Consider the following 22,969-nt stretch of genomic DNA (forward strand, 5'->3'; position numbering starts at 1 on the left):
ATGGCTGATTTGCAGCATAAATTTGTAACGACCAACGGCATCAGGATGCACTACGTCGAGCAGGGCAGCGGTCCGCTGGTGGTGCTGTGCCACGGATGGCCGGAGTCCTGGTACTCGTATCGGCATCAGATTCCGGCGCTCGCGGCGGCGGGATTTCGCGTCGTCGCGCCGGATCAGCGCGGCTACGGGCAGACCGACAGGCCCGAGCCGATCGAGTCGTACCACATTTTGAATCTGGTCGGCGACATTGTTGGATTGGTGAACAGTCTTGGCGTCGATTCCGCGGTGATTGTGGGTCACGATTGGGGCGCGCCGGTCGCGTGGAATTCGGCGCTGCTCCGCCCGGACATCTTCCGCGCGATTGGACTGCTCAGCGTGCCGTATTTCCCGCGCACCCCGGTGCATCCGATCGAAGGGATGAAGGCGCTCGCCGGCGATCAGAATTTTTATCAGCTCTATTTTCAGGAGCCCGGCAAAGTCGAAAAGGAACTCGACGCCGATCCGCGCCGCTCGATGGCGATGATCCTCTACTCCGCCTCGGGCGATCCGCCGCCGAACGAAGTCTGGAAGCACGTGTTTCCGAAATCGATGAAGTTTATCGATACCGGCGTGGTGCCGAAGCAGTTGCCGCCGTGGCTGACGGAGGCGGACCTCGATTTTTTCGCGAACGAGTTCAAGCGAGCGGGCTTTCGCGGCGGGATTAACTGGTATCGCAATTTCGCCCGCAACTGGGAACTCACGCCGTTTCTCGATGGCGCCAAATTGCGCCAGCCAGCAGTGTTTGCGGCCGGCGAACATGACGTGGTCGGCAAGATGTATCCCGGCGCGTACGACATGGCGGGTGCGTTTACGCCGAATCTCAAAAAGAAAGTGATCATTCCCGGCGCCGGGCATTGGATTCAGCAAGAGCGGCCTCGCGAAGTGAACGATATCCTGATCGAATTTTTGAAGGGACTCTAGGAAAGAACTTCACCACCAGGACACCAAGTCACGAAGTATCACGCTACTTGGTGTCGCGATGTCTTTTAGTGGTAAATTCTAGCTATTCAATCTCGAGGAGAGACTAAAGGCGTGCGGAAGTAACTGCTCCAGTTTCGTGGTTTGGGACAACCAGCGCGTGCGACGCGATCGCGCGCGTGTTGCGTGGGAGCAGTTACGATGTTCGTGCGACTTTCCGGTCTCTCTTTTTCATACGCCGATTCAGTTTCGATTCTGTCAGACGTGAGCTTCACGCTCGCGCCCGGATGGACCGGAATCGTCGGCGCCAACGGCAATGGCAAGACGACTCTGCTGCGCCTGATCGCCGGCAGCCTCGAGCCGGCGGCCGGGCAAGTGCGCCTCGATCCGCCGACGGGCGCAGTGCGCGTCTGCGCGCAAACGGTCGAGACGCTGACGCGCGAAATCGAGCAGTTTGCGAATTCGACCGACGGCCTCGCGCGGTGCCTGCACGGCGAATTGCGGCTCGATCCTGCGACGCTCGCGCGATGGCCGACGCTCTCGCCGGGCGAGCGCAAGCTATGGCAGGTCGGCTCGGCGCTCGCGCAGGAACCGGCGGTGCTGATGCTCGACGAGCCGACCGATCATCTCGACGTCGAAGTGCGCGAATTGTTGATCGGCGGACTCGAGCACTTCCGCGGAATCGGCATTGTCGTTTCGCACGATCGCGCGCTGCTCGATCGAATTACGTCGTACACCGTGCGGGTGCATCAGGGGTCGGCGCGAATCTGGCGCGGCGCGTACACCGATGCGAAGTGCGCGTGGGAAGCCGAAGAACGCGAGCGTCATGCGGAATACGAGCGGTTGAAGCATCAGCGCGAGACGCTCGCACGCCGGCTCGCGGACAAGCGGCGGATGCAAGCGACCGCGGCGGCGAATGCGCGGACCAGCAATCGCATGAAAAATCCGCGCGACCACGACGCGACGAGCATGCTCGCCAAGGGCAAAGCGCGCGCCGGTTTCGCGCGGCAATCTTACGAGGCGGGACTCTTGAGGCGCGAAGTGGATCGCGTGTCCGACAAGATCGGCGAGTATCGCTTCAGCAAGCAAGAAGGACGATCGATTTTTGTCGAATATTACGTTGCGGCGCCAGTCGCGAAAATCTTCACGCTCGACGAAAACGAAATCCGCGCCGGCGATACGACACTGCACGACGACGCGCTCGCGCGGCGCTGCACGACAGTGGAATGGCGTCTCGAGAATCATCGAATCGAAGTCCGGTGAAATCGTGGTGCGATTTGTTGGCGTCGCGTTGACACGATGCGGGAGGCGCGGCGAGAATCTTGGGTCATGGCGCTCGGCGAATTCAGAATTATCGACGCGGACGGTCACGTGACGGAGCCGGCGTCGCTCTACCAGACGCATATCGATCCGAAATTTCGCGATGACGCCGATGCGATGCTGTCGCGGCTCGGTGCCGGAAATCTTGGAATCGTGCCGGCGCTGTATCCGAAGTGGCGGACGTCGGAGCGGCCGCTCGGCGAAGCCGAGGAAGTTCACGGTCTCGGTAAATTTCCGTCGGGGCGCAATCATCCGCTGGCGTCGCCGGACGGTGGGCACGACCCGGCCGAGCGGATTCGCGACATGGACAAGGAGGGAATCGACGTCGCGGTATGCTTCGCGACGGTCGCGACGTCGGTGTGCGGCGCCGCCGATCCGGCGATGGAAGCGGCGCTGGCGCGTGCCTACAACCGCTGGGTCGGCGAGTACTGCGCGGCGTTTCCGAATCGGATCAAGGCGGTCGGTATCGTGCCGCAGCGCGACATGGAGCGATGCGTCGCGGAGGTCGCGTATCTTGCCGACGAGCCGTGGGCGGTCGGTATCATGACGTTCGGCAATCTCGACGGGATGCTCGCCGACCATCCGTATTTCGCGCCGTTGTATGAAGTCGCGCAGGATGCGGAGTTGCCGATTTGTCTGCACGGCGGCACGGACCGGCCGCCGTTTGCGCCGGGGCGCGAGGACGTCGGCAACAACATGTTCATGATGCATCTGACGGGGCACGTGTGGCATCAGATGCGCGCGATGGCGTCGGTGATCGGCGGCGGAATTCTGGAGCGCTATCCGAAACTGACGGTGGGATTTTTCGAAGGCGGCATTTCGTGGGTGCCGTGGTGGGCGGAGCGGATGGATGCTCACTACAAGCATTTCGCGCGGCATACGCCGCATCTCAAATGCAAGCCGTCGGAACATTTGCGCGGCGAGCGATGCTACTTCACGTTCGATCCCGACGAGGAGCTATTGCCGGAAGCGCTGCGCATACTCGGGCGATCGCGCTTGATGTGGGCGTCTGACTATCCGCACTTCGATGCGGAGTTTCCCGATGCTGCGGAGATTGTGGTGAAGCATCCGCGACTCACGATCGAGGACAAGCGCGCGATCCTCGCCGACAACGCACTCCGCTTCTTCAAGCGCATCTCGTTGTAATCAATCTGGTTAATCCGGCGGCGGCAACTCGGTCGCCAGGAATTCGTAAGCGAACGCCCTTGCGCTCGCTATAGCTGCCCAAACGAACATGCTAACGACTGCCTGCGGGACGGCGATGCGTCCATAGCTGAACCCGATCTGTGCATCTTTAACGCGTTCAATGATAAACGATAAGACGACAATTGGCCAGCCAACCATCTGCGATATTGCGAAGAGTCTCCAAAAAGATCCGCGCGTCCGACGCCAGCATGCGACGATGCCATCATAGCGATCAAGCGCGATCGCGGGATATATCAGAGCCAGTCGGACGCCCAATAATAGCGCCACTGCCGTCGCCGGAATCGCGACTAAGGCGGCGACAAGAATCAGGTGGCCGTAGTATCCGATCAAGATGGGGACAGCTAGCGGACCGAACGCTGCGAGCAGCAGTGAAAGATTAGCGATGAAGTATCGCCTCTCGGTGGTTCCGTAAACGTAGCTCGATCGGCCTTCGACTCCCTTGGAGCCGAGTAGTGCTATCCGCGTAACGGCGACCTCGTAGGGCGCGAGGATCGCCAAATGCGGGATAGCCAGCCACCCTATGACAACCAAGGAACTGGTCACCTTTTCGAGCAACCAGCTGATCCCAATCAGCACCAGCATCAGTCCGAATGGTATTGAACCGTACCTGACTATTTCACGAAGGTGCGCGAACGGAAGGCGCAACGCGCGAGCTACGATCGCGATAACCGGAAGTTTCCGGTCGCTCAGTGGCTCGTTACCGATTTCGGCTTGGCTCATACTGCGACACTGATACTTTCACTCTCTCAATGACAGAGTAAGGGGTGGCGATGCTTCACACCTTGAAGCGGACGTGGATCATGTCGCCGTCGCGCATCACGTAGTCGCGGCCTTCGAGCCGCAGCTTGCCCGCCTCTTTCACCTTGGCGTCGGATTTGTGCGTCGCGAAATCTTCGTAGCTGACGACCTCGGCCCGGATGAAGCCGCGCGCGATATCGGTGTGAATCACGCCGGCCGCGTCGAGGACCGTCTCGCCGCGCTTGAGCGACCAGGCATGCGCCTCCGGCTCGCCGGCAGTGTAGAAAGTGATCAGCCCGAGGTGATGATAAAGCGCCGCGATCAGGCGATCGCGCGCGGGTGCTTCGAGGCCGGCGTCGTTCAGCATCTCGCGCTGGCCGGCCTCGTCGAGTTCCCAAAGCTCGGCTTCGAAGGCGGCTGCGAGGCGGAATACGTCGAGGCCGTGGCCGCGAACCGCATCGCGCTCGGACGCGGTGACGTCGGCGGATGCGCGTTCCATCTCGCAATTGACGGTGACCAGCGCGGGCTTTCGCGATAGAAAGCCGAAGCTGGAAAATGCCTGGAGTTCCTGCGGCGTCAATTCAAAGTTGCGCAGCGCCTTGCCGTCGGCGAGCCACGCGATCACCTTTTCGAGTGCGCTGCGTTCGAAGTCGCTGCCACCTTTTTCTTTTTTGAGGCGCTCGAGCCGCCGCTCGGCCTGATCGTAGTCGGCGAACACGAGTTCCCCTTCGATGCCGGTGAGCGTCGCGATCAGATCCTGCTCCATGCCGGAAAATTGCGGAACGACAATCAGCAGCGCGTCCATATCGCGGACGAGCGGCAGCAGGCTGGGATCGAGCGCCGCGCCTTCCTTCTGTTCTTTTGGATTCGGCGCGAAATCGATGATGGTCAATTCGACCGGAATTTTCTTTTTCGAGCCGTAAGCCTCTTCGAGAAAATCGAGACGCGGATCGGCGACCTTGATCTGGCCGGGGCGCGCGCGATTCCTGCCCTCCGCGGTGCCCGGAATCGGCGCGAGTCCGGTGAGCGCGTGAAAGACAGTTGATTTGCCGGCGCCGCGAGCGCCGATGATCCCGGTTTTCAATTCGTGCTACCTCGAAACTCTCAATTCTACACGACGGCGATTCATGAGTAAGCTCGCGGCTATTGATTTTTCGGGGCGAGTGCGGGAGATCGAACCATGCCCAAGGCACCAGCAGACTACCAGGCGCGCTATCCAATCGACTTCGGCGATATCGACTCGGCCGTACGGCAGCATCCGGTGCAGCTTTACGCGGCGGACTTGGGCAAGTCGCGCGGCATCCTTTATGTGCCCGCGAAGGGCAAGCCGCGCACCGTCGTGATCATGGCGCATCCGCGCGGCGACTTCAGCACGCACTACTCGATTCCGTTTTGGGTCGAGGCCGGCTTCGCCGCGTTCGGATTCAACACCCGCTATCTGAACAACGACGCGATGATGCTGCACGAGAACCTGATGCTCGATATGGCGGCGGGAATCCGCTGGCTGCGCGAGGAGCAGGGCTTCGAAAAAATCGTGATGCTCGGAAATTCCGGCGGCGGCTCGCTGTTCGCCTACTACGACGCGCAAGCGCGCACGCCCGTCGGCAGCAGGAGGTCGGCGCCGCCGGGTGGCGGTCCGCCCGATCTCAACAAGTTCGATTTGCCCACGGCCGATGGATATATCGCGCTCGCGGCTCATCCGGGACAGGGGATGGTGCTGCTGTCATGTCTCGACGCGTCCGTCGTCGATGAGTCCGATCCGATCGCGAGCGATCCGGCGCTCGATATGTATGACGAGCGCAACGGCTTCAAGACGCCGCCGGCCGAGACGCGCTACTCGAAGGAATTTCTGGAACGGTACCGGCGCGTGCAGATCGATCGATGCGCGCGGATCGACGCGATTGCGCGGCGGCATATCGCGGAGGCGAACCTCGCCCGGGCCGAGATGCGCGCGGAGAATTTCGCGAAGTCGAGCAGCGAGCATCGGAGCTACGCCGCGCGGCGCGCGATGGCGCCGCGCTACATGATCGTTTATCGCACGCAGGCGAATCCGAACTACCTGGACCTGTCGCTGGATCCGTCGGAGCGCGCGGTCGGGTCGATCATCTCGCCGCGGCCGGATATCGCGAACTACTCGGCGTTCGGACTGGGCCGGATCGTCACGCCCGACGCGTGGCTATCGACCTGGTCCGGGCTATCGTCATACGCGAAGATGGCGATCAACCTGCCGAAGGTGACGGTGCCGACGCTGGTGGTCGGCGCGAACGGCGATCAGGACATATTCATTTCGCACGTGCACGGCGAATTCGCGGCGTCCGGCGCGGGCGACAAGACGCTGGCATTCATCGACGGCGCGGATCATTTCATGCGGACTGGCGGCGCGAAGAGCACTCTCGGCGATCCGCGTCCGCGCCTGATGAAGGTGCTGACCGCCTGGACGCAGGATCGATTCCCGGCGTGATCGCTCAGTAGGCTCGGAGTCGGCGAATCAAGAGAGACGACGAGGCAGGCGCACGCAGAAAGTCGTGCCGGCATCTTCAGTCGAAGTCACCACGATCGTTCCGTGGTGCGCGGCGACTATTTCGTTCACGATAAAAAGCCCAAGGCCGAGACCCACCCGGGTGGGATCGGGCGTCTTGCCCTGAACCAGCGGATCGAACATCGTCGCCTGCGTTTCGGTCGGTATTGGCGGACCCTCATTCTGTACCGCCAGCACAACGGAGGTTTTCTCGCCGGTGGCAGTGACTCTGATCTCTTTGCCGGAGCCGTGGTGAATCGCGTTCAACAACAGATTCGATACGACCTGCTTCAAGCGTTCGACGTCCCAATGGCCTTCCAGGTCGCCGTTCGAGTCGAAATCAACAATGAACTGCGGATTAGCGGTCTGAACTTCATTGACCACTTCACTGACGAGCTGTCCCAGGTTGGCCGCGGTCGCCGCAATCGGCATCGGACTGCCAAGGCGGCCGCGCGAGAAATCGAGCAGGTCGCTGACCATGCGATTCAAGCGTCGCGCGCTGTTCGAAATCCGCGAAACTGTGCCGAGCTGCCTTTCGTTCAATCCGTTCGTGGCGAGCAGCGACGCTCCGACCGTGATGGCATTGAGCGGGCCGCGCAAATCGTGTCCCAAAATGCCGAGGAATCGATCGCGGAAATGAGTCTCGCGCTCTTCGTAGTAGGGAACTGCCTCCGCGACGTTTTGATCGATCGCTTCGGCGAACCTGGTTATCTCCTCGGCGCCGCCGGCGAAACTCTCGGCGTAGCTTTGACGCCACAGTCGGAGCACGCACGAGCGCAGCGCGCGATACTCGGCCATGATCTGCACCAGGTCGAATCCTGATTCGATTCTCAGGCTGACGTGAACCGTGGCGACATGTTCGATCGGGCCGCTCGGCCCGCCGCCTTTGCTTTTCGCTTCTTCCTCGAGGGGAGCCTGGGGCACGTCCATATCGTCGGCGATGTACTTGACGATGGCGGGGGCGTGATCGCGAAGAATCCATCGAGGCAGAGCCTTGCCGGCGCTGAGAGTTTTGGCAAACTCCTCCCATTCGTGGACGATCTTATCGACATTGGCTCGGATGAATTCAGAGAGACGCACCAATCCTCCCTAGCGAGGCGTACTGGAGGCCTAGCAACGCCATAGCTACGAGAAGAGATACGAACAAAATCGCGCGCGGATTGCAACTCAGTTCGCTTTGATTGTTGACTCATTCGAGGCGTCCGGCGCGGGCGACAAGACGCTGGCGTTCATCGACGGCGCGGATCATTTCATGCGGACTGGCGGCACGAATAGCAATCTCGGCGGTCCGCGCCCGCGCCTGATGAAAGTGCTGACCGCCTGGACGCAGGATCGCTTCCCCGCGTGATCGCGTAGCAGACGCGAATACCGAAATCGGGCGAGCGGGCGCAAGAGTGGCCCGAGAAGAGTGGTGCAGAAACGATCTGAGCAATTCCGAGAAGGGAACTCAGAGCCTGAGTTCTCCGTCTGATTTAAAAAGAACTCGGATCTGGTCGGACGAGATTGTACGAGCGAGAAGATTTTGTCCTAGTCGAAATAGGTCCCAAGTAGTAGCCAAGCAAATCCGATCCGATAATGAATCGCGGACTACAGCTTCGCTGAAGGCTTTAGGACGGATGTTTGCGGGAACAGCATAGGCGTGATTGATCACCAACAAGCCGCGAAGCTCACTGTTCTTATATTCAGTTTTTCGGCGATTCATGTACTTGACCAACTGACTGTAGTCGTCTTCTTTGGTCGTACCACGCTCGCTCGATTTGATTTCAGTAATTAGCAGTCCTGCCACTGAAGGGTCGGGTTCAAAACCATCGGCCACCCACAAATCCTCTTCATGTGTGCTTACACCTTTCAGCTTTAACAGTTGGTCAACATCCGTCACGCGGAACCCAAAGAACTCCAGAGCCCTTTGAATCGCTCGCTCAAGCTCGCGCCCGGATGACGCAAGCAGTTGATTCCACTGCTCCTGAACGTTCGTCCTCTCTAGGTCGTACTTTGCCTTTAAATCCGTATCAGCGGCCTCGTAATCCTGCCTCGCTTTCTCACGCTTGAATCGCAATTCTGCGAGTGATGGCATCAAAAACGTCGGTTCTTCCAACCATTTGAACTTATCGTCGTATACGAGGTGCGGGCAAAAGACAGGCAACACATTCGTCAGAATTTCCTCTACTGCCTCTGGCACAGAGTTTCCGAAACTGGGAAGAAAAGTGCAGCGCCCTGAATCGAAGGGTACAAAAAATCCGGTCGAATGTCCGGAAGGACTTTTCAGAAATACACTCCACGATGGGTCACAATTTGTTATTCTGGGCGCAATGGCAATGCGATTCCCGAGCTTAGCGAACAGAGATTCCAACGGTGTTTCGCCTTGCAATTTGCAGGAGGTAGGACTGTTTTCGGAAGGACTTAAGGCAATATGAACACCTGTCAAATTTTCAATGTGAAAAGGTCTACTGTTACCGACAAAGACAAAGACAGCGCTTCCGTTCTTGAGTAAGCGTTGCAGATTTCTGTGTTCATTCGTATGAAGAGAACTCGATTCGAGGTCCGAGTAGTTTGCGTTAATGAACACAATATCGGCGTTGTTTAGCTCCAATGGCGCATTCCCGCCATTCCACGCAGTGGCAGTGCGATGAAATTCGTAACGATCGCCAAGAGCACCAGTGATCAATGATAATTTATTTACTGCATCTTGCGTCTGGAGACATACGCCTCCCGGAATAAAGTCAACTAACAGGACGCGAAGCTTAGCGGCCAATGACGTGCTCACTTCAAATAGTCGGCGAGGAATCTCCGGACCCACTTCAGCATGTCGTCTACGTCTTCCTTCTTGAACTTGTCGAAATGCCCGTGGTCAGCATTATTCCGTATATCTGCAATCGCGGTGATACGCTTCTGGATCAACTTCTCGTAAACTCTCGCCTTTGCTAGTTCAGAATTGAGCGAATCAATTTTTGTACTTGATGGATTTGTAATGCCCTTTTGTTCACATAGGCGTCGTAAGCCATCCTCCAAGACAGCTCCTGCCAACGACGCTGCGGGATTGAGGTACCCATGAGAGAACAGTGTTTCAGCTTGCTCCAACACGTCACCCAATACCTCCGCTTCCACTAGGGCTTTCAGATCCATCAGAAGGTTTCGCTGGAAATCGTCTCTTGCTGCTTCAAGGATTCCTTTGCACTGAGGGAATAAGTAGCTTTTCTCACCGGAATGATCTTCGGTTGCTATGCTAAGCAGCGCTTTGAAGTGATCGCTCTGCGTGCCGCAAGATTTGCCTATAAGGTTGAGCGATCGCGTCCTGATTCGGATGTAATGGTCGCGGGCGGGCCACCTTTCCCATTGCACACTACCGTTCCAGCCACCATTCTGGATTATCTGGTTCGATTCTTGGAGTAATTCTTGGAACTCGGTCAAGATACGATCGCGGTAATCCACTATTCGATCCTTCCTTCAGGGGATAGTTTCGACCAATTTATCTCTATGACGTAAGAACCTCAATTTAAGCCGGATCTCTTGGTAATCATACAAACAGACGGCTTTGGTATCGTGAACAACGAGTGTTTGCAGAGATAAAGATTGACTCATCCGAAATGCCTAACGTATGTTAGGTAGGTCGGCGGCGAGCGGAGATGCGAATCCCTCTCGGCGTCGGAAGCAGCGTCCACTGTGAGGTCATCAAATCAATGTCGAAGGAATCGCGACTGAAGTTCAGCGCCGACGAAATTCTAGCCAACGTGCCGGTCAAGGAACCGCTGATCGTCAATGGCGTGAAGTGCCACGGCGGTTTCGATGACGACGGGCGGTATCGCTCGCCGCGCACGCTGATGCGGGTGCCGGCGATCAAGGCATGGCAGGAACAGCATCGCGCGACCTCCGGAATGGCGCTGGTCGAGATTCCCGCCGATACGATTCCGCCGTACATGCCGAACGCCGCGCAGGCAAAATTTCTGCTCCGATCGGGCGTGCGCGAGCCGATGGTGCGGACGCTCACGGAAATCGCGATCGTGGAAGGCTTCGGCGCGATGATTCGCGAACTGCCGGTGCCGCCGCTGAAAAGCTTCATCCGGGAGAACACCGAAGGCACTGCGCTGGCGCATCTTACGACTGGGCTCTTCGAGGCGCACGCGCGCGACGAAGCGGGATGGTCGGAGGAGGGTGGTCACCGCCAGATGTGGGAGGCGGCGCGCGATGCGGCGCTCTCGAAGCCGGAGATCTCGTCGGAGATTTTCGCGAGCATCATGACGCGGCGCGGCCCGGCGAATCCGCCGGCGCTGTTTCCGGAGTTGGGCGAGGGGGTCGAGCGGCTGATTCGGTTCATGGTGAACGTGCTCGCGATCGAGGTGTTCGCGGCCTCGACCTTCGCGTGGGCGGAGGAGGTGCTGTCGGATCCCGAGGTGTCGGACGCGCCTGACGATACGGCCCGCCTGGTGCGCTTTATCCGATCGGATGAAGCGCCGCACGTCGAGTATCTGCGCACGGCGCTCTCGGAAATCGCGGCGCGCACGATTCTCACGCTCGACGGCAAGCCGCTCGCGGCGAACGTCGTCGTCGATCAGATGATGGATCGATCGATCCGCATGATGCTGCGGACCCGGATCAACGATCGGCCCATGATGATTCGCGAGGTGATCCGCAGGACCGCGAAGGTCAACGACGTCGAGGAGTTGATGCGCCAGTTCGACGCGCTGGGAACGTCGTGGACGCCGCCCTCGCGCTTCGCGGACGTGGCGAATCAGTCGAGCGCGACGGTGGGCTAGGGTCGGCGTCTGCCGCCGGCCGAATAGTGGCGCGAAGAGTCGCTGAAAAATGCGCGGGGCGGGACTTGAACCCGCACGGTATTGCTACCACCAGCCCCTCAAACTGGCGTGTCTGCCATTCCACCACCCGCGCACTGACGGAGCCGGCGTCTGATGAGCGCCGCTGAGGGTCACACGCGCTCTCGCCGTTCTCAAACTCTGTTGTCACATCGCGAGCGAGAGACGAATCGCGACGATTCTATCTATCGCGATACCTCAACCGCTTTTCTCGCGCTACTTTCTCGTCGCCGGCGTATTGCCGCTGGCCGGATTCTGCGCCGGCGCAGCTTGATTCGCGGGCGCTGCGCTGAGCGGCGCCGCTTTGGACGGCGCCTTCGCCGGGGGCATCACGCTCGATGACGGCGCCGACGAGAACGGGCGATCGAAAATGCTGCCGGTCACGCGGCGCGCCGACGAGAGCGCGAGAAAAATCGAGGTCGCGAAAAAAATCGCGGCGAGCGACCAGGTCGCCTTGGTCAGCGCATTGCCGGCGCCGCCCGCGCCGAACACGGTCTGGCTCGAGCCGCCGAACACCGCGCCGATATCCGCGCCCTTGCCGTGCTGCAGCAGAATCGTGATGCATAACGCGAAGCATACGATCACGTGAATCGTGATGACGACTGTAACCATCTTGTTTCTTCAGTGAGTCCGCGCCTTTACGATGCGCGCGAACGAGTCAGCCTTCAAGCTTGCCCCGCCGACCAGAGCCCCGTCAATATCGGGTTTGGAGATTAGCGAGTCAACATTATCCGCGGTCACGCTGCCGCCGTAAAGGATGCGGACCAGGTCCGCGCGCTGGCGATCGTAGCGCTCGAGGATTACGCCGCGGAGCGCGCCGTGAATCGATTCGGCCTGCGCGGGTGTCGCGGTGCGTCCGCTGCCGATCGCCCAGACCGGCTCGTAGGCGAGCATCATGCCGCCGATCGCCTCGTGGCTGACGCCTTCGAGTCCGCGCTCGAGCTGGCGGAGCACGACTTCGAGCGCGCGGCCAGCATCGTGTTCCTCATGCGTCTCGCCGACGCAGAGGATCGGGATGATGCGATGCTTCAGCGCGGCGAGAACTTTCTTGTTGATCAATTCGTCGGATTCGCCGAAGACGTGGCGGTGTTCCGAGTGGCCAAGAATCACGTGCGTGACGCCGTACGATTTGAGCATCGGGGGTGAGATTTCGCCGGTGAACGCGCCCTTGTCGTCGAAGTGCATGTTCTGCGCGCCGAGCATGATCGAGGAGCCGGCGAGTGCCTGCGCGACGGCGGGAATCATGATCGAGGGCGGCGCGATCATTACCTCGCGGTCGCCCGCGAGCGCGGCGGAATCGCGATCGATTTCCGCGCGGAGCCCTGCGATCAGTGCGCGCGCCTCGGTCGGCACGAGGTTCATTTTCCAGTTGGCCGCGAGTAATTTTTTTCGCACTGCGATTATTCGTCCTGATTGGGTCGGTCTCGACAATCAAAAAATGACGCGCGGCTCGCGGCGTCATCAAACGTCGAGCGCTTTAACTCCCGGCAGTTCGATGCCTTCGAGGTACTCGAGCGTCGCGCCGCCGCCGGTCGAGATATGCGTGAACTTGTTCGCCCATGGCGCGTGAGCGAGGGCTGCCGCGGTGTCTCCGCCGCCGATGATCGATTTGACTCCGCTTTGATTCGCGAGAGCCTCGCCGACTTTCAGGGTGCCTTCGGCGAAGGCGGGGATTTCGAAAAATCCGAGCGGTCCGTTCCAAATGACGGTTTTCGCGCGCCCGATTTCGGCGATAAATGCCTCGACGGTTCGTGGACCGATGTCGAGCGCCATCATCGATGACGGAATTTCGCTGACCGAATAGGTGCTGAGGTTGGCTTCCGGCTCCGCGGCGACAATGTGATCGGATGGCAGCACGATTTTGACTTTCTTCGAATCGGCGAGCGCGAGCAGTTCGCGCGCGAGTTCGATTTTGTCGTCCTCGACTCGCGACCGGCCGATCGCGATACCCTTGGCTTTCAGGAACGTGTAGGCCATCGCGCCGCCGATCAGAATCGCGTCCACCTTGGTGATCAGATTTTTGATCACGCCGATCTTGTCGGAGACCTTAGCGCCGCCGAGAATTGCAATCGAAGGACGCTCCGGATTCTCGGTCACCGCACGCAAGGCTTCAAGTTCGCGCATCATGAGGAAGCCGGCCGCGCGCTGCGCGATAAACCGCGTCACGCCGACGGTCGAGGCGTGAGCGCGATGCGCCGTGCCGAACGCGTCGTTGACGTACACTTGTTTGTGCCGCGCAAGTTCGTGAGAGAAATCGCGATCGTTGGCTTCTTCCTCGCGATGAAAGCGCAGATTTTCGAGCAGGAGCGCGTCGCCCGGCTTCAGCGCCTCGACCATCTTGCCGGTGTGATCGCCGATGCAATCAGGCGCGAGCACGATCTTCTGACTGAGCGCGGCCGAGAGATATTCGGCGATCGGCTTGAGGCTCAGCTCGGGACTCCGCTCCTTGGGCCGTCCGAGGTGCGAACACAGAATGGCGCTGCCGCCATGCTGCAATATGTATCGAATGGTATCGAGGCTCGCGTCGATCCGCCCGCTATCCTGGATTTTGCCGTCCTGGATCGGCACGTTGAAATCGCATCGCACGAGCACCTTCTTGTTTTGGAGATCGAGGCTCGTGATCGATTGAGCAGGCATCGGAGCGATCCTTTACGGGCGCAGATATTCTCGCCGAATCGAGTTACAGCCGGTCGGCGACGAATGCGGTCACGTCGGCAAGCCGATTCGAATAGCCCCATTCGTTGTCGTACCACGAGAAAATTTTCACCATCCGCTTGCCGATCACCTTGGTCAGCGGCGCATCGAAAATCGACGAATGAGGATTGCCGTTCAAGTCGATCGAGACGAGCGGCGCCTCGCTATACGCCAGGATATTTTTGAGCGGACCTTCGGCGGCGGCCTTCATCGCGGCGTTGATCGATTTTTCGTCGGCGTCCTTTTCAACGGTAGCGGTGAGATCGACCACCGATACGTTGGGCGTCGGCACGCGAATGGCGAAGCCGTCGAGCTTGCCCTTGAGCGCCGGCAGCACGAGGCCGATTGCCTTGGCGGCGCCGGTGGAGGTTGGAACCATCGAGAGCGCCGCCGCGCGCGCGCGCCGAAGATCCCTGTGCGGACCGTCCTGCAGGCTCTGGTCCGAGGTGTAGCTGTGAATCGTCGTCATGAGTCCGTGCACGATACCGAACTCCTTGTGCAGGACCATCGCAACCGGCGCGAGGCAATTAGTGGTGCACGAGGCGTTCGAAATCACGTCGTGCTTCTTCGGATCGAACGCGTCCTGATTGACGCCGAGGCAGAGCGTGACGTCGGCGCCGTCGGCGGGCGCGCTGATGACGACCTTCTTCGCGCCGGCGCTGAGATGCATCGCGGCCTTGTCGCGCGCAGTGAAGAGTCCGGTCGATTCGACGACGACCTGCACCCCCAGTTTGGCCCACGGCAGCTTGGCGGGATCGCGCTCGGCGAGCACTTGCAGCGCCTTGCCGTCGAGCATGATCGCCCCGCCCTCGACCTTCACCTCGTGTTTGAGCGGGCCGTGGATCGAATCGTACTTGAGCAGATGCGCAAGGGTGGCCGCGTCGGTGATGTCATTGACGGCGACGACCTCGAGATCGCTCTTGGTGAGCGCGGCGCGCAAGAACATCCTGCCAATCCGGCCGAAACCGTTAATCCCAACTTTTATCGCCACCGAATCAATCCTCCTCGATGAGCCGCGAGATGAAAGAGCGATCTCGAACCTTAGAAATTCCGGGTGCGGTATTCAAGGGCGAGCCGAAAGCGATTGTATGCCGCGGCGCGGCTCGAATCACGCCGGTCGGAACGGATTGCGCGCGCTAAGCGATCACTTTGTCTTCGCGGAGGCGTTTCAAGTCCGCGGCGGGAACGCCGTGCGCGATCAGCACCTCGTCGGTGTGCTCGCCAAGGATCGGCGGGCGCGTGATTTTTCCCGGCGTAGCCCCAAGTTTCGCGGCGAGGCCGGTGGTTAGGTACTCGCCCAGTTGCGGATGCGGCAAGCGGAGCAGCATCTCGCGCGCGGCAGTTTGCGGATGCTTGAACATCTCCTCGATGGTGAGAATCGGGCCGGACGGGATGCCTTCGCGATTCAGCAGATCGATCCAGTGCTCCGCCGGATGCGCCACGAGCGCGCGATTGATCTCGGCCGTGAGCGCGTCGCGATTTTTCACGCGGCGGCCGGTCCCTTTGAATCGTTCGTCGGCGCCGAGTTCCGGCCGTCCGATCACGACCACGAACTTTTTCCACATCGGCTCGTTGCCGCAGGCGATGTTGAACGATCGATCGGACGCCTTGAACACTCCATGCGGCGACGACAGTGGATGATTGTTGCCGGCCGGGCCAGGCGTCTTGCCGGTATCAAAATAGATGCCCGCCGACCAGGTCAGGATGCTCACGATCGATTCGAGCAGCGAGGTCTCGACGGGTTGACCGCGGCCAGTGCGATGGCGCGCTTCGAGCGCGAGCAGGATTCCCTGCGCCGAGAAAATTCCGCCGAGCAGATCGCAGATCGCGATGCCGACCCGCGTCGGTCCGCTCTCCGCGGTGCCCGTCACGCTCATCAGGCCGGACATCCCCTGCGCGATCTGATCGAAGCCGGGAAAATCGCGCAGCGGACCGGTCGAGCCGAAGCCGGAGATGCTGCACGTAATGATGCGTGGATTGCGCGGCGCCAGCGTGTCGTAATCGAGCCCGATCGCGGCCATCACGCCGGGCCGGAAATTATCGACCAGCACGTCGGCGCCGTCGATCAGGCGCATCAGGAGTTCGCCGCCCGCGGGCTTTTTGAAATCGATGCATACGCTCTTTTTCGATCGATTCGTGCTGAGGAAAAAATAACTGTCCTTGTCGCTATCGCCGAGTTCGCCGCGCGCATTTTCCACCGGCTCGATTTTCAAAACTTCAGCGCCGTAGTCGCCGAGGATCTGCGTGCAAAACGGGCCTGCGAGGTAGCGGGTGAGATCGACAACTTTGATGCCGTCGAGCGGCGGTTGTTCTGCCATAGTGATTGATGCTCCGATTTTCGTGCCGTGCTGACTATTTCACGGATGGCGGTCGGAGTTGAAACCTGTTCGCCGGCTATCCGTCTAACAATTGATAGTTACTGGCCTCGGTCGCGCGGGGCGATCAATACTTGAGTTACCGATGAAGCTTCCTTCTCTGAAAATCTCCGCATGGATCGCGGTCGCGGCGATAATCGCGATCGCGGGATTCTATTTCTATGGCGGCAGTTCGTCGGCGACCAAAACCGTCTCCGCCAAGGTCACGCGCGGAGCGATCGTCCGCTCGGTGAGCGCGACGGGCACGGTGAATCCGGTGGTCACCGTGCAAGTCGGCAGCTATGTCTCGGGACCTATCTCGGCGATTTACGCTGACTTCAATTCGCCGGTCAAACAGGGGCAACTGATCGCGAAAATCGATCCGCGCCAGTTCCAGGTAAAAGTGAACGCGGCGAAAGCAGCGCTCGCCAATGCCAAGGCTCAGCTCGGCAAAGATTCCGCCGACATGGTTTACAGGAAGGTGACCTACGAGCGCGATGCGGCGCTACTCGAGGAAGGCGTGATCTCGAAGGACGCAGTCGATTCGGCGAAAAGCACTTACGAACAGGTGCAAGCGCAGCTTGCACTCGATCGCGCGAACATCCAGCAGCAACAGGCGAATCTCGAGGATGCCGAAGTAAGCCTCAATTACACGAATATTATCTCGCCGGTGGACGGCACGGTCGTCTCGCGCAACGTCGATGTCGGCCAGACGGTCGCGGCCAGCTTTCAGACGCCGACGCTGTTCCTGATCGCGAAGGATCTGACCAAGATGCAGGTCGATTCGAACGTCAGCGAATCTGATATCGGCGACGTGCGGCAGGGGCTGCGCGCCGATTTCAAAGTCGATGCGTTTCCGGATCGCATGTTCGAAGGCGTGGTGGGCCAGGTGCGCCAGGCGCCGATCACCGTGCAGAACGTGGTGACTTACGACGTCGTGGTGAATGTCGAAAATCCGGAACTGCTGCTGAAGCCCGGCATGACCGCCAACGTCACGCTGGTGACTGCGCGCCGCGACAACGTGGTGCGAATCCCGATGGAGGCGCTCAGGTTCGCGCCGCGCGGCTCGCCGATTCGCGAGGGCAACGCCGTCGACGGCGCCGCCGGACGCGGTCATGCGCGCGTCTGGATTCCCGACGGGCGCTCGATCAAGCCGGTATCGATCACGATCGGGCTGAGCGATGGCAGCTTCGTCGAGATGCTCGAGGGGCCGCTGCGCGAAGGCGATCTGGTGGTGACAGATCAAATCAAGACGGGTCCGAAATCGACGGGCAACACTTCGCCATTCGTGTCGGGACCGCGGATGCGCTGAACGCGATGCGCCCATTAATCGAAATCGTTAACCTGACCAAGACCTACGTGCTGGGCGAGGTCGAGGTGCATGCGCTGCGCGGCGTCAGCCTGACTATCGAGCGCGGCGAGTTCGTCGCGATCATGGGCTCGTCGGGCTCCGGCAAATCGACGCTGATGAACATGCTCGGATGCCTCGATCAGCCGACCAGCGGCAGTTACATCCTCGAGGGCGAGGACGTAGCTCTACTCGACGAATCGAAACTGGCGGCAATTCGCAGCAAGCGGATCGGTTTCGTCTTTCAGAACTTCAACCTGTTGTCGCGGACCTCGGCGCTCGAGAACGTCGAGTTGCCGCTCTTTTATTCGGCGTGGACGGCGGACGGAGAGCATCGCGCCTCCGACCTGCTGAAACTGGTCGGGCTAAGCGGCCGCGAGCTGAATCATCCGAACCAACTCTCGGGCGGGCAGCAACAGCGCGTCGCGATCGCGCGGGCGCTGGTGAATCGTCCGTCGATACTGCTGGCGGACGAGCCGTCCGGCAATCTCGATTCGACCAACTCGGCCGAGATCATGGACATCATCACGCGGCTGAATCGCGAACAGGGCATCACGGTGATTGTGGTGACGCATGATGCCGATATCGCGGCTTACGCGGATCGAGTGATCACGTTTCGCGACGGCGCGATCCTGTCGGACACGCGCAAAGCGGCTCAGCCGGCGGCTCACGCAGAGGCCACGGGCGTCGCGCAAACGACCGAGCAATCACCGACCGCGGTGCGCGATGAGGCATGGACGTTCGCGACGATGTCGCTCGCGGCGGCGGCGCGCGCGCTCCGGCGCAACAAGATGCGTGCGGCGCTCACGATGCTCGGCATTTTTATCGGCGTGGCGGCGGTAATCGCGATGGTCGCGATCGGCAACGGCGCGCGCTCATCGGTGCAGGCGCAAATCCAGAGCCTCGGCACCAATCTGATTATCGTGCTGCCCGGCGCGACTACCGCAAGCGGCGTGCGCGCAGGATACGGCAGCAATTCGACGCTGACGGTTGGCGACGCCGAGACGATCAAGAAGCAAGCGACTGCGGTCAGCCTGGTGAGCTATATCGATCGGCAGGTGGCGCAGGTGGTCGCGGGCAATCGCAACTGGAGCACCAGTATCAACGGCGCGACGGCGAGCTATCTCGAGGTGCGCGACTGGCCGGTCGAGATCGGCAGGAATTTTTCCGACTCCGAGGAGAAGAACGCAGCCGCGGTTTGCCTGCTCGGCAAGACGGTCGCGCTCAATTTATTCGGCGAAGGGCAGAATCCGATCGGCTCGATCGTCCGCGTGCGCAACTATCCGCTGCGCGTAATCGGCGTGCTGTCGGTGAAGGGGCAGTCGAACTTCGGACAGGATCAGGACGACGTGATCATCATGCCGTTCAACACGGCAGAGCGAAAAGTTCTGGGCGTGGCGGCGGCGACTGCGGCGCCCGCGCCGACGGCGGGCGTCTCTGGTACGTCGGTATTCGCGACGGTGCCGGCCACGAATCCATTCGGCGGCGCGCGGAAGATTACGGGCGTGGTCAATATGATTTACGCCAAGACCGCGAACGCAGACTTGGTGGACGCGGCGATGGCGCAAATCGCGCACACGTTGCACGAGCGCCATCGTATTCAGCCCAAGCAGGACGACGACTTCACGATTCGAAGCCTCAGCGATATCGCGCAGGCGTCGGAAAGCGCGACCAAAATCATGACGATGCTGCTCGCAGCGGTGGCGTCGATTTCGCTGCTGGTCGGCGGCATCGGCATCATGAATATCATGCTGGTGTCGGTGACGGAGCGGACGCGCGAGATCGGAATCCGGATGGCGGTCGGCGCGCGCCGCATCCATATCATGCTGCAATTCCTGGTCGAGGCGATGATGCTGAGTATCGTCGGGGGACTCGCGGGAATCGTGCTGGGGATCGTGGTGTCGAGCCTGGTCTCGATGCTGGCGGGATGGCCGACGCTGCTCTCGCCGGCGGCAATCGCGGGCGGATTTATTTTTTCGGCGGCGGTCGGAATTTTCTTCGGCTACTACCCGGCGCGCAAGGCCTCGCTGCTGCATCCGATCGAAGCGCTGCGCTACGAGTAATCGATCGAACCTGGAAAATCTTCGCGGCGCGATTGTGCGGCTGCAATCTCGCGGCTGCCTCGCAATCTAGCCAAAGCCACTCCGTCTGGACAGACTGGGATTATGAACAAGGATTTCTTCTACGCCCACAAGGGTGGATTGACGCTGGCGTTTGCGGCTTCGGTGTATGCGGTGAGTTGGGCGATTTTGTTTTTCACGCCGTGGCGCGATGCCGCGCGGATTGCGGTGTCGGTGGCGGAGGCGGCGCTGGTCGGCGGGCTCTGCGATTACATCGCGCTCAAGATGATTTTCGAAGAACACGTCTTTCTGCCCGGTTCGGGCGTGCTGCCGCGCAACCGGGAGAAGCTGATCGAGGGAATCGCGCATACGATCGAGAGCGAATGGCTGACGCCGCAAATGATCGGGCGCAAGTTGAACGAGATGAATCTCGTGAGCCAGCTCGGCAGTTTTCTCGAGGAGGTCAAAGTGCACGACCTGCTCGGACACGCCGGACTGGAGAGCATCCTAAGCCGCGCGATCGAGTATCTCGAATCGCCCGAGAAGCTCGATCGGCTCGAGGCGGTGCTGAAGAAGGCGCTGCCGAAGACGTTTACCCGCATCTACTCGCTGATGAATCGGCTCGGCGCCGACACGCTGAGCTCGCGCATCGCGGCCAATCTGCGCAAACGCCTGCCGCAGCTCCGCAACGATCCCGAGCTGGTCGCGACGGTCGAGGATGCGTTCCACGAATTTGGGCATCAGTTGCACGATCCGGACAGCTATGCACATCGGATGGCGCGCAGATTGATCGACGCGTTGGTACGTCGGGCCGTGGACGCGAGCCGTGGGCAGATATCGCACATGGTGCGGGAAAATCTGGCGCGGTTTTCCAACGAGCAGATTCGCGTGCAGATCGAATCGAAGACGCGGACGCATCTCGACTGGATTCGAGTCAACGGCGTGATTTTCGGCGCGTTCTTCGGCTTGCTGTTCGCGCTATCGCGGATCGTGCTGAATCACGGCCCGGAGCTGATCGCCCGCCTGCACGCGCTGTGAATGCTGCTATTGGCTAGCAGCAGCATTCAGGGAGTCGGGGCCAGTTGGACTCGATGCATACTCGCAATGGCAGTCGGTCGATTAGCAAGTTTTACCTCAGTTGCGGTCGAAGGAGCCGGCGCTGATTTTGCGGAGGTAATGACGCCAATCGTGTAGTGGTCATCGATTTGTGACGCGATCGAGGTCGCTACCTGATCAATTTGGTTGGCGTCTATCGCAAGTGGCGAGAATTTGAGTGGATTGATGAACAATCCTAGCGGCTGACGCTGCTCCAGCGATACCTTCGGCGCACTCTTGTCGGCAGGACTAAGGATAAAAAATACCACTGCGCCAATATTAGTCGCGAAATTCTTTAAGCTGTCAGTGTCGATGGCTTCCTGGGAATGACCTATATCCCAAGGACCAATAATTATTGGCACATGCGAGGCCGCTGGATTACCGACCCCGACCACGTAAATGCGGCTGTGCGAATTCAGCGCCGATGATACCAAGCCCTCTTGCGTGACGTTCTTGCTGGCATTGTCGAGGCCAGTTGATTCCAGCCAGCTCGCGGGGATGTCGTCAGTGAGGACGATCAGAACCTTGTCGGGATAGTGTCCGCCTTTGAGTCGCTCGATGCCAAGTTTCACCCCATCGTAGAGCGGCGTCCGGCCCCACGCGTTAACCGCATTGAGACGCGCGCTGACGATGTCATGGTCCGTCGTAAAGTCTTGAACCAAAACAGGATCGATTCCGAATGCGTAAAGGAAAACTTCGTCGCACGAATCGATTTTTTTCAGAAGCTCAGCGACTGCCGATTTTACGATCGGTAACTTGCTGACCATGCTGCCCGATTTATCGACCAGGATACCTATCGAAGCAGGCGGGCGAGTATGATCCTCACGAAAGAACGCGATAGGAACCGTCGCGCCCTTCTCGATGACGACAAAGTCCGACTCTTTCAGACCGTTGGTTGGCGCACCTGCCGGGTCGATAACTTCGACCGAGTACTCGGCATAATTCGGATTCGAGGCGAGATCTTTCGGCGGCGGCTCGGGATTCGATGAGCACAAATTCAGCGGTCCCTGAACGAGAGGCATCGCAACCGGCTCCATCGTCTGTGCGCATCCCGCGAGTGCGATCGCGAGAATCACAACGACCATCATGCGAACGAGTATTTTCACGTCCGATTGTTTCTCGGAATTCGATCGTCCAAGCATGACCGGCAGATAAAGCATGAAAACACGAAGACACCAAGAGTTGGATGCCTACTCGGTGTCTCCGCGAACCCCGGTGTCGTCGCTATGCGCGCGTCGTCGCGATGCTCGAGCGGTCAGATTGCTCAGGCTTTTTTCTTGGGCGCGGACGGCGGCGCTGACTCTTCGCCGGTTTGATCGCTCTCGACGGCGGGCGGCGGTGCGACCGGCTTGGCAGCGAGTTTCGCGCGGACCTTCTGCTCGATCTCATCGGCCAGCGCCGGATTCGCCCTCAGCAAGTCGCGCGCATTCTCGCGGCCCTGGCCGATCCGCTCGCCGCCGTACGAATACCACGCGCCCAGCTTCTCGATGATGTTGTGCTCGCTCGCGAGGTCCACCAATTCGCCTTCCTTCGAGATGCCGGTGCCGTAGAGAATATCGAACTCCGCCTCGCGAAACGGCGGTGCGACCTTGTTCTTTACGACCTTCACTTTGGTGCGCGAGCCAATCACTTCCTGCGCGTTCTTGATCGTGCCGATGCGGCGAATGTCGATACGGACCGACGCGTAGAACTTGAGCGCGTTGCCGCCGGTAGTGGTTTCAGGATTCCCAAACATCACGCCAATCTTCATGCGGATCTGATTGATGAAGATCACGATGGTGCGCGAGCGCGAAATGACCGAGGTCAGCTTGCGCAGCGCCTGCGACATCAGGCGCGCCTGCAAGCCCATCTGCGGCTCGCCCATCTCGCAT

At 60.0% G+C, this 22,969-nt stretch carries 20 protein-coding genes, 1 tRNA gene and 1 pseudogene; 9 read left to right on the forward strand and 13 right to left on the reverse strand.

The genetic code is table 11. The features are described from left to right. The 3 genes from Q7S58_RS05560 (at position 1) to Q7S58_RS05570 (ending at position 3,423) form a co-directional block, all read left to right on the forward strand. Entirely contained in the window at positions 1–960 is a 960-nt protein-coding gene (locus Q7S58_RS05560; protein ID WP_304821734.1) for an alpha/beta fold hydrolase, read from the forward strand. A 198-nt stretch (positions 961–1,158) separates the two neighbouring features. Beyond that, a complete protein-coding gene (locus tag Q7S58_RS05565; RefSeq protein ID WP_304821737.1) occupies positions 1,159–2,220 on the forward strand; it encodes an ATP-binding cassette domain-containing protein in 1,062 nt (353 codons plus the stop codon). 66 nt (positions 2,221–2,286) lie between these two features. Continuing rightward, positions 2,287–3,423, forward strand: coding sequence for an amidohydrolase family protein (locus tag Q7S58_RS05570; protein WP_304821740.1), 1,137 nt, complete (start codon positions 2,287–2,289; stop codon positions 3,421–3,423). A gap of 9 nt (positions 3,424–3,432) precedes the next feature. Here Q7S58_RS05570 and Q7S58_RS05575 read toward each other — a convergent pair whose 3' ends face one another. Together Q7S58_RS05575 and Q7S58_RS05580 are read right to left on the reverse strand one after the other, a co-directional pair. Further along, positions 3,433–4,203, reverse strand: a complete 771-nt coding sequence (locus tag Q7S58_RS05575; RefSeq protein ID WP_304821743.1) for a hypothetical protein — start codon at positions 4,201–4,203, stop codon at positions 3,433–3,435. Positions 4,204–4,258: 55 nt separating this feature from the next. After that, a complete protein-coding gene (locus Q7S58_RS05580) occupies positions 4,259–5,305 on the reverse strand; it encodes a DUF933 domain-containing protein (protein WP_304821748.1) in 1,047 nt (348 codons plus the stop codon). Positions 5,306–5,401: 96 nt separating this feature from the next. Here Q7S58_RS05580 and Q7S58_RS05585 point away from each other — a divergent pair, with 96 nt between their 5' ends. Next, positions 5,402–6,682 carry a hypothetical protein gene (locus Q7S58_RS05585; RefSeq protein ID WP_304821751.1) on the forward strand — a complete coding sequence of 427 codons (1,281 nt, stop codon included), beginning with the start codon at positions 5,402–5,404 and terminating at the stop codon, positions 6,680–6,682. A 27-nt stretch (positions 6,683–6,709) separates the two neighbouring features. Here the strand turns inward: Q7S58_RS05585 and Q7S58_RS05590 are convergent, their stop codons facing one another. Continuing rightward, positions 6,710–7,819 (reverse strand): sensor histidine kinase KdpD, encoded by a 1,110-nt coding sequence (locus Q7S58_RS05590; protein ID WP_304821755.1) that lies wholly within the window; start codon positions 7,817–7,819, stop codon positions 6,710–6,712. A gap of 97 nt (positions 7,820–7,916) precedes the next feature. On the opposite strand from Q7S58_RS05590, the gene Q7S58_RS05595 reads away from it, so the two are divergent. Beyond that, positions 7,917–8,087, forward strand: a complete 171-nt coding sequence (locus Q7S58_RS05595; protein WP_304821758.1) for a hypothetical protein — start codon at positions 7,917–7,919, stop codon at positions 8,085–8,087. A gap of 99 nt (positions 8,088–8,186) precedes the next feature. On the opposite strand, the gene Q7S58_RS05600 is transcribed toward Q7S58_RS05595, so the two are convergent. Further along, positions 8,187–9,491 (reverse strand): hypothetical protein, encoded by a 1,305-nt coding sequence (locus tag Q7S58_RS05600; protein WP_304821761.1) that lies wholly within the window; start codon positions 9,489–9,491, stop codon positions 8,187–8,189. An 8-nt stretch (positions 9,492–9,499) separates the two neighbouring features. Next, entirely contained in the window at positions 9,500–10,168 is a 669-nt protein-coding gene (locus Q7S58_RS05605; protein WP_304821764.1) for a HEPN domain-containing protein, read from the reverse strand. A 248-nt stretch (positions 10,169–10,416) separates the two neighbouring features. Here Q7S58_RS05605 and Q7S58_RS05610 point away from each other — a divergent pair, with 248 nt between their 5' ends. Further along, positions 10,417–11,490, forward strand: a complete 1,074-nt coding sequence (locus Q7S58_RS05610) for a hypothetical protein (RefSeq protein ID WP_304821767.1) — start codon at positions 10,417–10,419, stop codon at positions 11,488–11,490. Positions 11,491–11,540: 50 nt separating this feature from the next. On the opposite strand, the gene Q7S58_RS05615 is transcribed toward Q7S58_RS05610, so the two are convergent. The 6 genes from Q7S58_RS05615 to Q7S58_RS05640 form a co-directional block, all read right to left on the reverse strand. Further along, a tRNA-Leu gene (locus Q7S58_RS05615) sits at positions 11,541–11,623 on the reverse strand. Between the two features lie 140 nt (positions 11,624–11,763). Continuing rightward, positions 11,764–12,159: a preprotein translocase subunit SecG gene (gene secG / locus Q7S58_RS05620; protein WP_304821770.1), complete on the reverse strand. Its 396-nt coding sequence runs from the start codon at positions 12,157–12,159 to the stop codon at positions 11,764–11,766. Positions 12,160–12,168: 9 nt separating this feature from the next. Next, positions 12,169–12,942, reverse strand: coding sequence for a triose-phosphate isomerase (gene tpiA, locus Q7S58_RS05625; RefSeq protein WP_304821773.1), 774 nt, complete (start codon positions 12,940–12,942; stop codon positions 12,169–12,171). Between the two features lie 66 nt (positions 12,943–13,008). Then, on the reverse strand, positions 13,009–14,184 hold the full coding sequence (gene pgk / locus Q7S58_RS05630; protein WP_304821777.1) for a phosphoglycerate kinase: 1,176 nt from the start codon (positions 14,182–14,184) through the stop codon (positions 13,009–13,011). Between the two features lie 43 nt (positions 14,185–14,227). After that, positions 14,228–15,232, reverse strand: coding sequence for a type I glyceraldehyde-3-phosphate dehydrogenase (gap, locus tag Q7S58_RS05635; RefSeq protein ID WP_304821780.1), 1,005 nt, complete (start codon positions 15,230–15,232; stop codon positions 14,228–14,230). A gap of 145 nt (positions 15,233–15,377) precedes the next feature. Further along, complete coding sequence (locus Q7S58_RS05640; protein WP_304821783.1) at positions 15,378–16,559, reverse strand: CaiB/BaiF CoA-transferase family protein; 1,182 nt, start codon at positions 16,557–16,559, stop codon at positions 15,378–15,380. Positions 16,560–16,701: 142 nt separating this feature from the next. On the opposite strand from Q7S58_RS05640, the gene Q7S58_RS05645 reads away from it, so the two are divergent. From Q7S58_RS05645 to Q7S58_RS05655, 3 genes are all read left to right on the forward strand, one after another. Next, the gene (locus Q7S58_RS05645; RefSeq protein ID WP_304821786.1) at positions 16,702–17,907 is read left to right on the forward strand and encodes an efflux RND transporter periplasmic adaptor subunit; all 1,206 of its coding nucleotides are present in this window, start codon (positions 16,702–16,704) and stop codon (positions 17,905–17,907) included. Positions 17,908–17,912: 5 nt separating this feature from the next. After that, the gene (locus Q7S58_RS05650; protein ID WP_304821789.1) at positions 17,913–20,006 is read left to right on the forward strand and encodes an ABC transporter permease; all 2,094 of its coding nucleotides are present in this window, start codon (positions 17,913–17,915) and stop codon (positions 20,004–20,006) included. Positions 20,007–20,108: 102 nt separating this feature from the next. Further along, positions 20,109–21,041 carry a DUF445 family protein gene (locus Q7S58_RS05655; protein WP_304821792.1) on the forward strand — a complete coding sequence of 311 codons (933 nt, stop codon included), beginning with the start codon at positions 20,109–20,111 and terminating at the stop codon, positions 21,039–21,041. Between the two features lie 26 nt (positions 21,042–21,067). Here Q7S58_RS05655 and Q7S58_RS05660 read toward each other — a convergent pair whose 3' ends face one another. Beyond that, positions 21,068–22,258 (reverse strand): VWA domain-containing protein, encoded by a 1,191-nt coding sequence (locus tag Q7S58_RS05660; protein WP_304821795.1) that lies wholly within the window; start codon positions 22,256–22,258, stop codon positions 21,068–21,070. Between the two features lie 104 nt (positions 22,259–22,362). Further along, positions 22,363–22,969: pseudogene (locus Q7S58_RS05665) on the reverse strand (hypothetical protein); the annotation flags it as partial.

The sequence above is a fragment of the Candidatus Binatus sp. genome, assembly GCF_030646925.1.
GTDB lineage: Bacteria > Desulfobacterota > Binatia > Binatales > Binataceae > Binatus.

What these genes read in the sequence shown, in the direction of transcription:
- Q7S58_RS05610 (WP_304821767.1), top strand. Translation starts at nt 10,417, where the DNA reads ATGTCGAAGGAATCGCGACTGAAGTTCAGCGCCGACGAAATTCTAGCC.
- pgk (WP_304821777.1), bottom strand. Translation starts at nt 14,184, where the DNA reads ATGCCTGCTCAATCGATCACGAGCCTCGATCTCCAAAACAAGAAGGTG.
- Q7S58_RS05660 (WP_304821795.1), bottom strand. Translation starts at nt 22,258, where the DNA reads ATGCTTTATCTGCCGGTCATGCTTGGACGATCGAATTCCGAGAAACAA.
- Q7S58_RS05650 (WP_304821789.1), top strand. Translation starts at nt 17,913, where the DNA reads ATGCGCCCATTAATCGAAATCGTTAACCTGACCAAGACCTACGTGCTG.
- Q7S58_RS05560 (WP_304821734.1), top strand. Translation starts at nt 1, where the DNA reads ATGGCTGATTTGCAGCATAAATTTGTAACGACCAACGGCATCAGGATG.
- Q7S58_RS05570 (WP_304821740.1), top strand. Translation starts at nt 2,287, where the DNA reads ATGGCGCTCGGCGAATTCAGAATTATCGACGCGGACGGTCACGTGACG.
- Q7S58_RS05585 (WP_304821751.1), top strand. Translation starts at nt 5,402, where the DNA reads ATGCCCAAGGCACCAGCAGACTACCAGGCGCGCTATCCAATCGACTTC.
- Q7S58_RS05575 (WP_304821743.1), bottom strand. Translation starts at nt 4,203, where the DNA reads ATGAGCCAAGCCGAAATCGGTAACGAGCCACTGAGCGACCGGAAACTT.
- secG (WP_304821770.1), bottom strand. Translation starts at nt 12,159, where the DNA reads ATGGTTACAGTCGTCATCACGATTCACGTGATCGTATGCTTCGCGTTA.
- Q7S58_RS05655 (WP_304821792.1), top strand. Translation starts at nt 20,109, where the DNA reads ATGAACAAGGATTTCTTCTACGCCCACAAGGGTGGATTGACGCTGGCG.
- Q7S58_RS05645 (WP_304821786.1), top strand. Translation starts at nt 16,702, where the DNA reads ATGAAGCTTCCTTCTCTGAAAATCTCCGCATGGATCGCGGTCGCGGCG.
- Q7S58_RS05565 (WP_304821737.1), top strand. Translation starts at nt 1,159, where the DNA reads ATGTTCGTGCGACTTTCCGGTCTCTCTTTTTCATACGCCGATTCAGTT.
- Q7S58_RS05640 (WP_304821783.1), bottom strand. Translation starts at nt 16,559, where the DNA reads ATGGCAGAACAACCGCCGCTCGACGGCATCAAAGTTGTCGATCTCACC.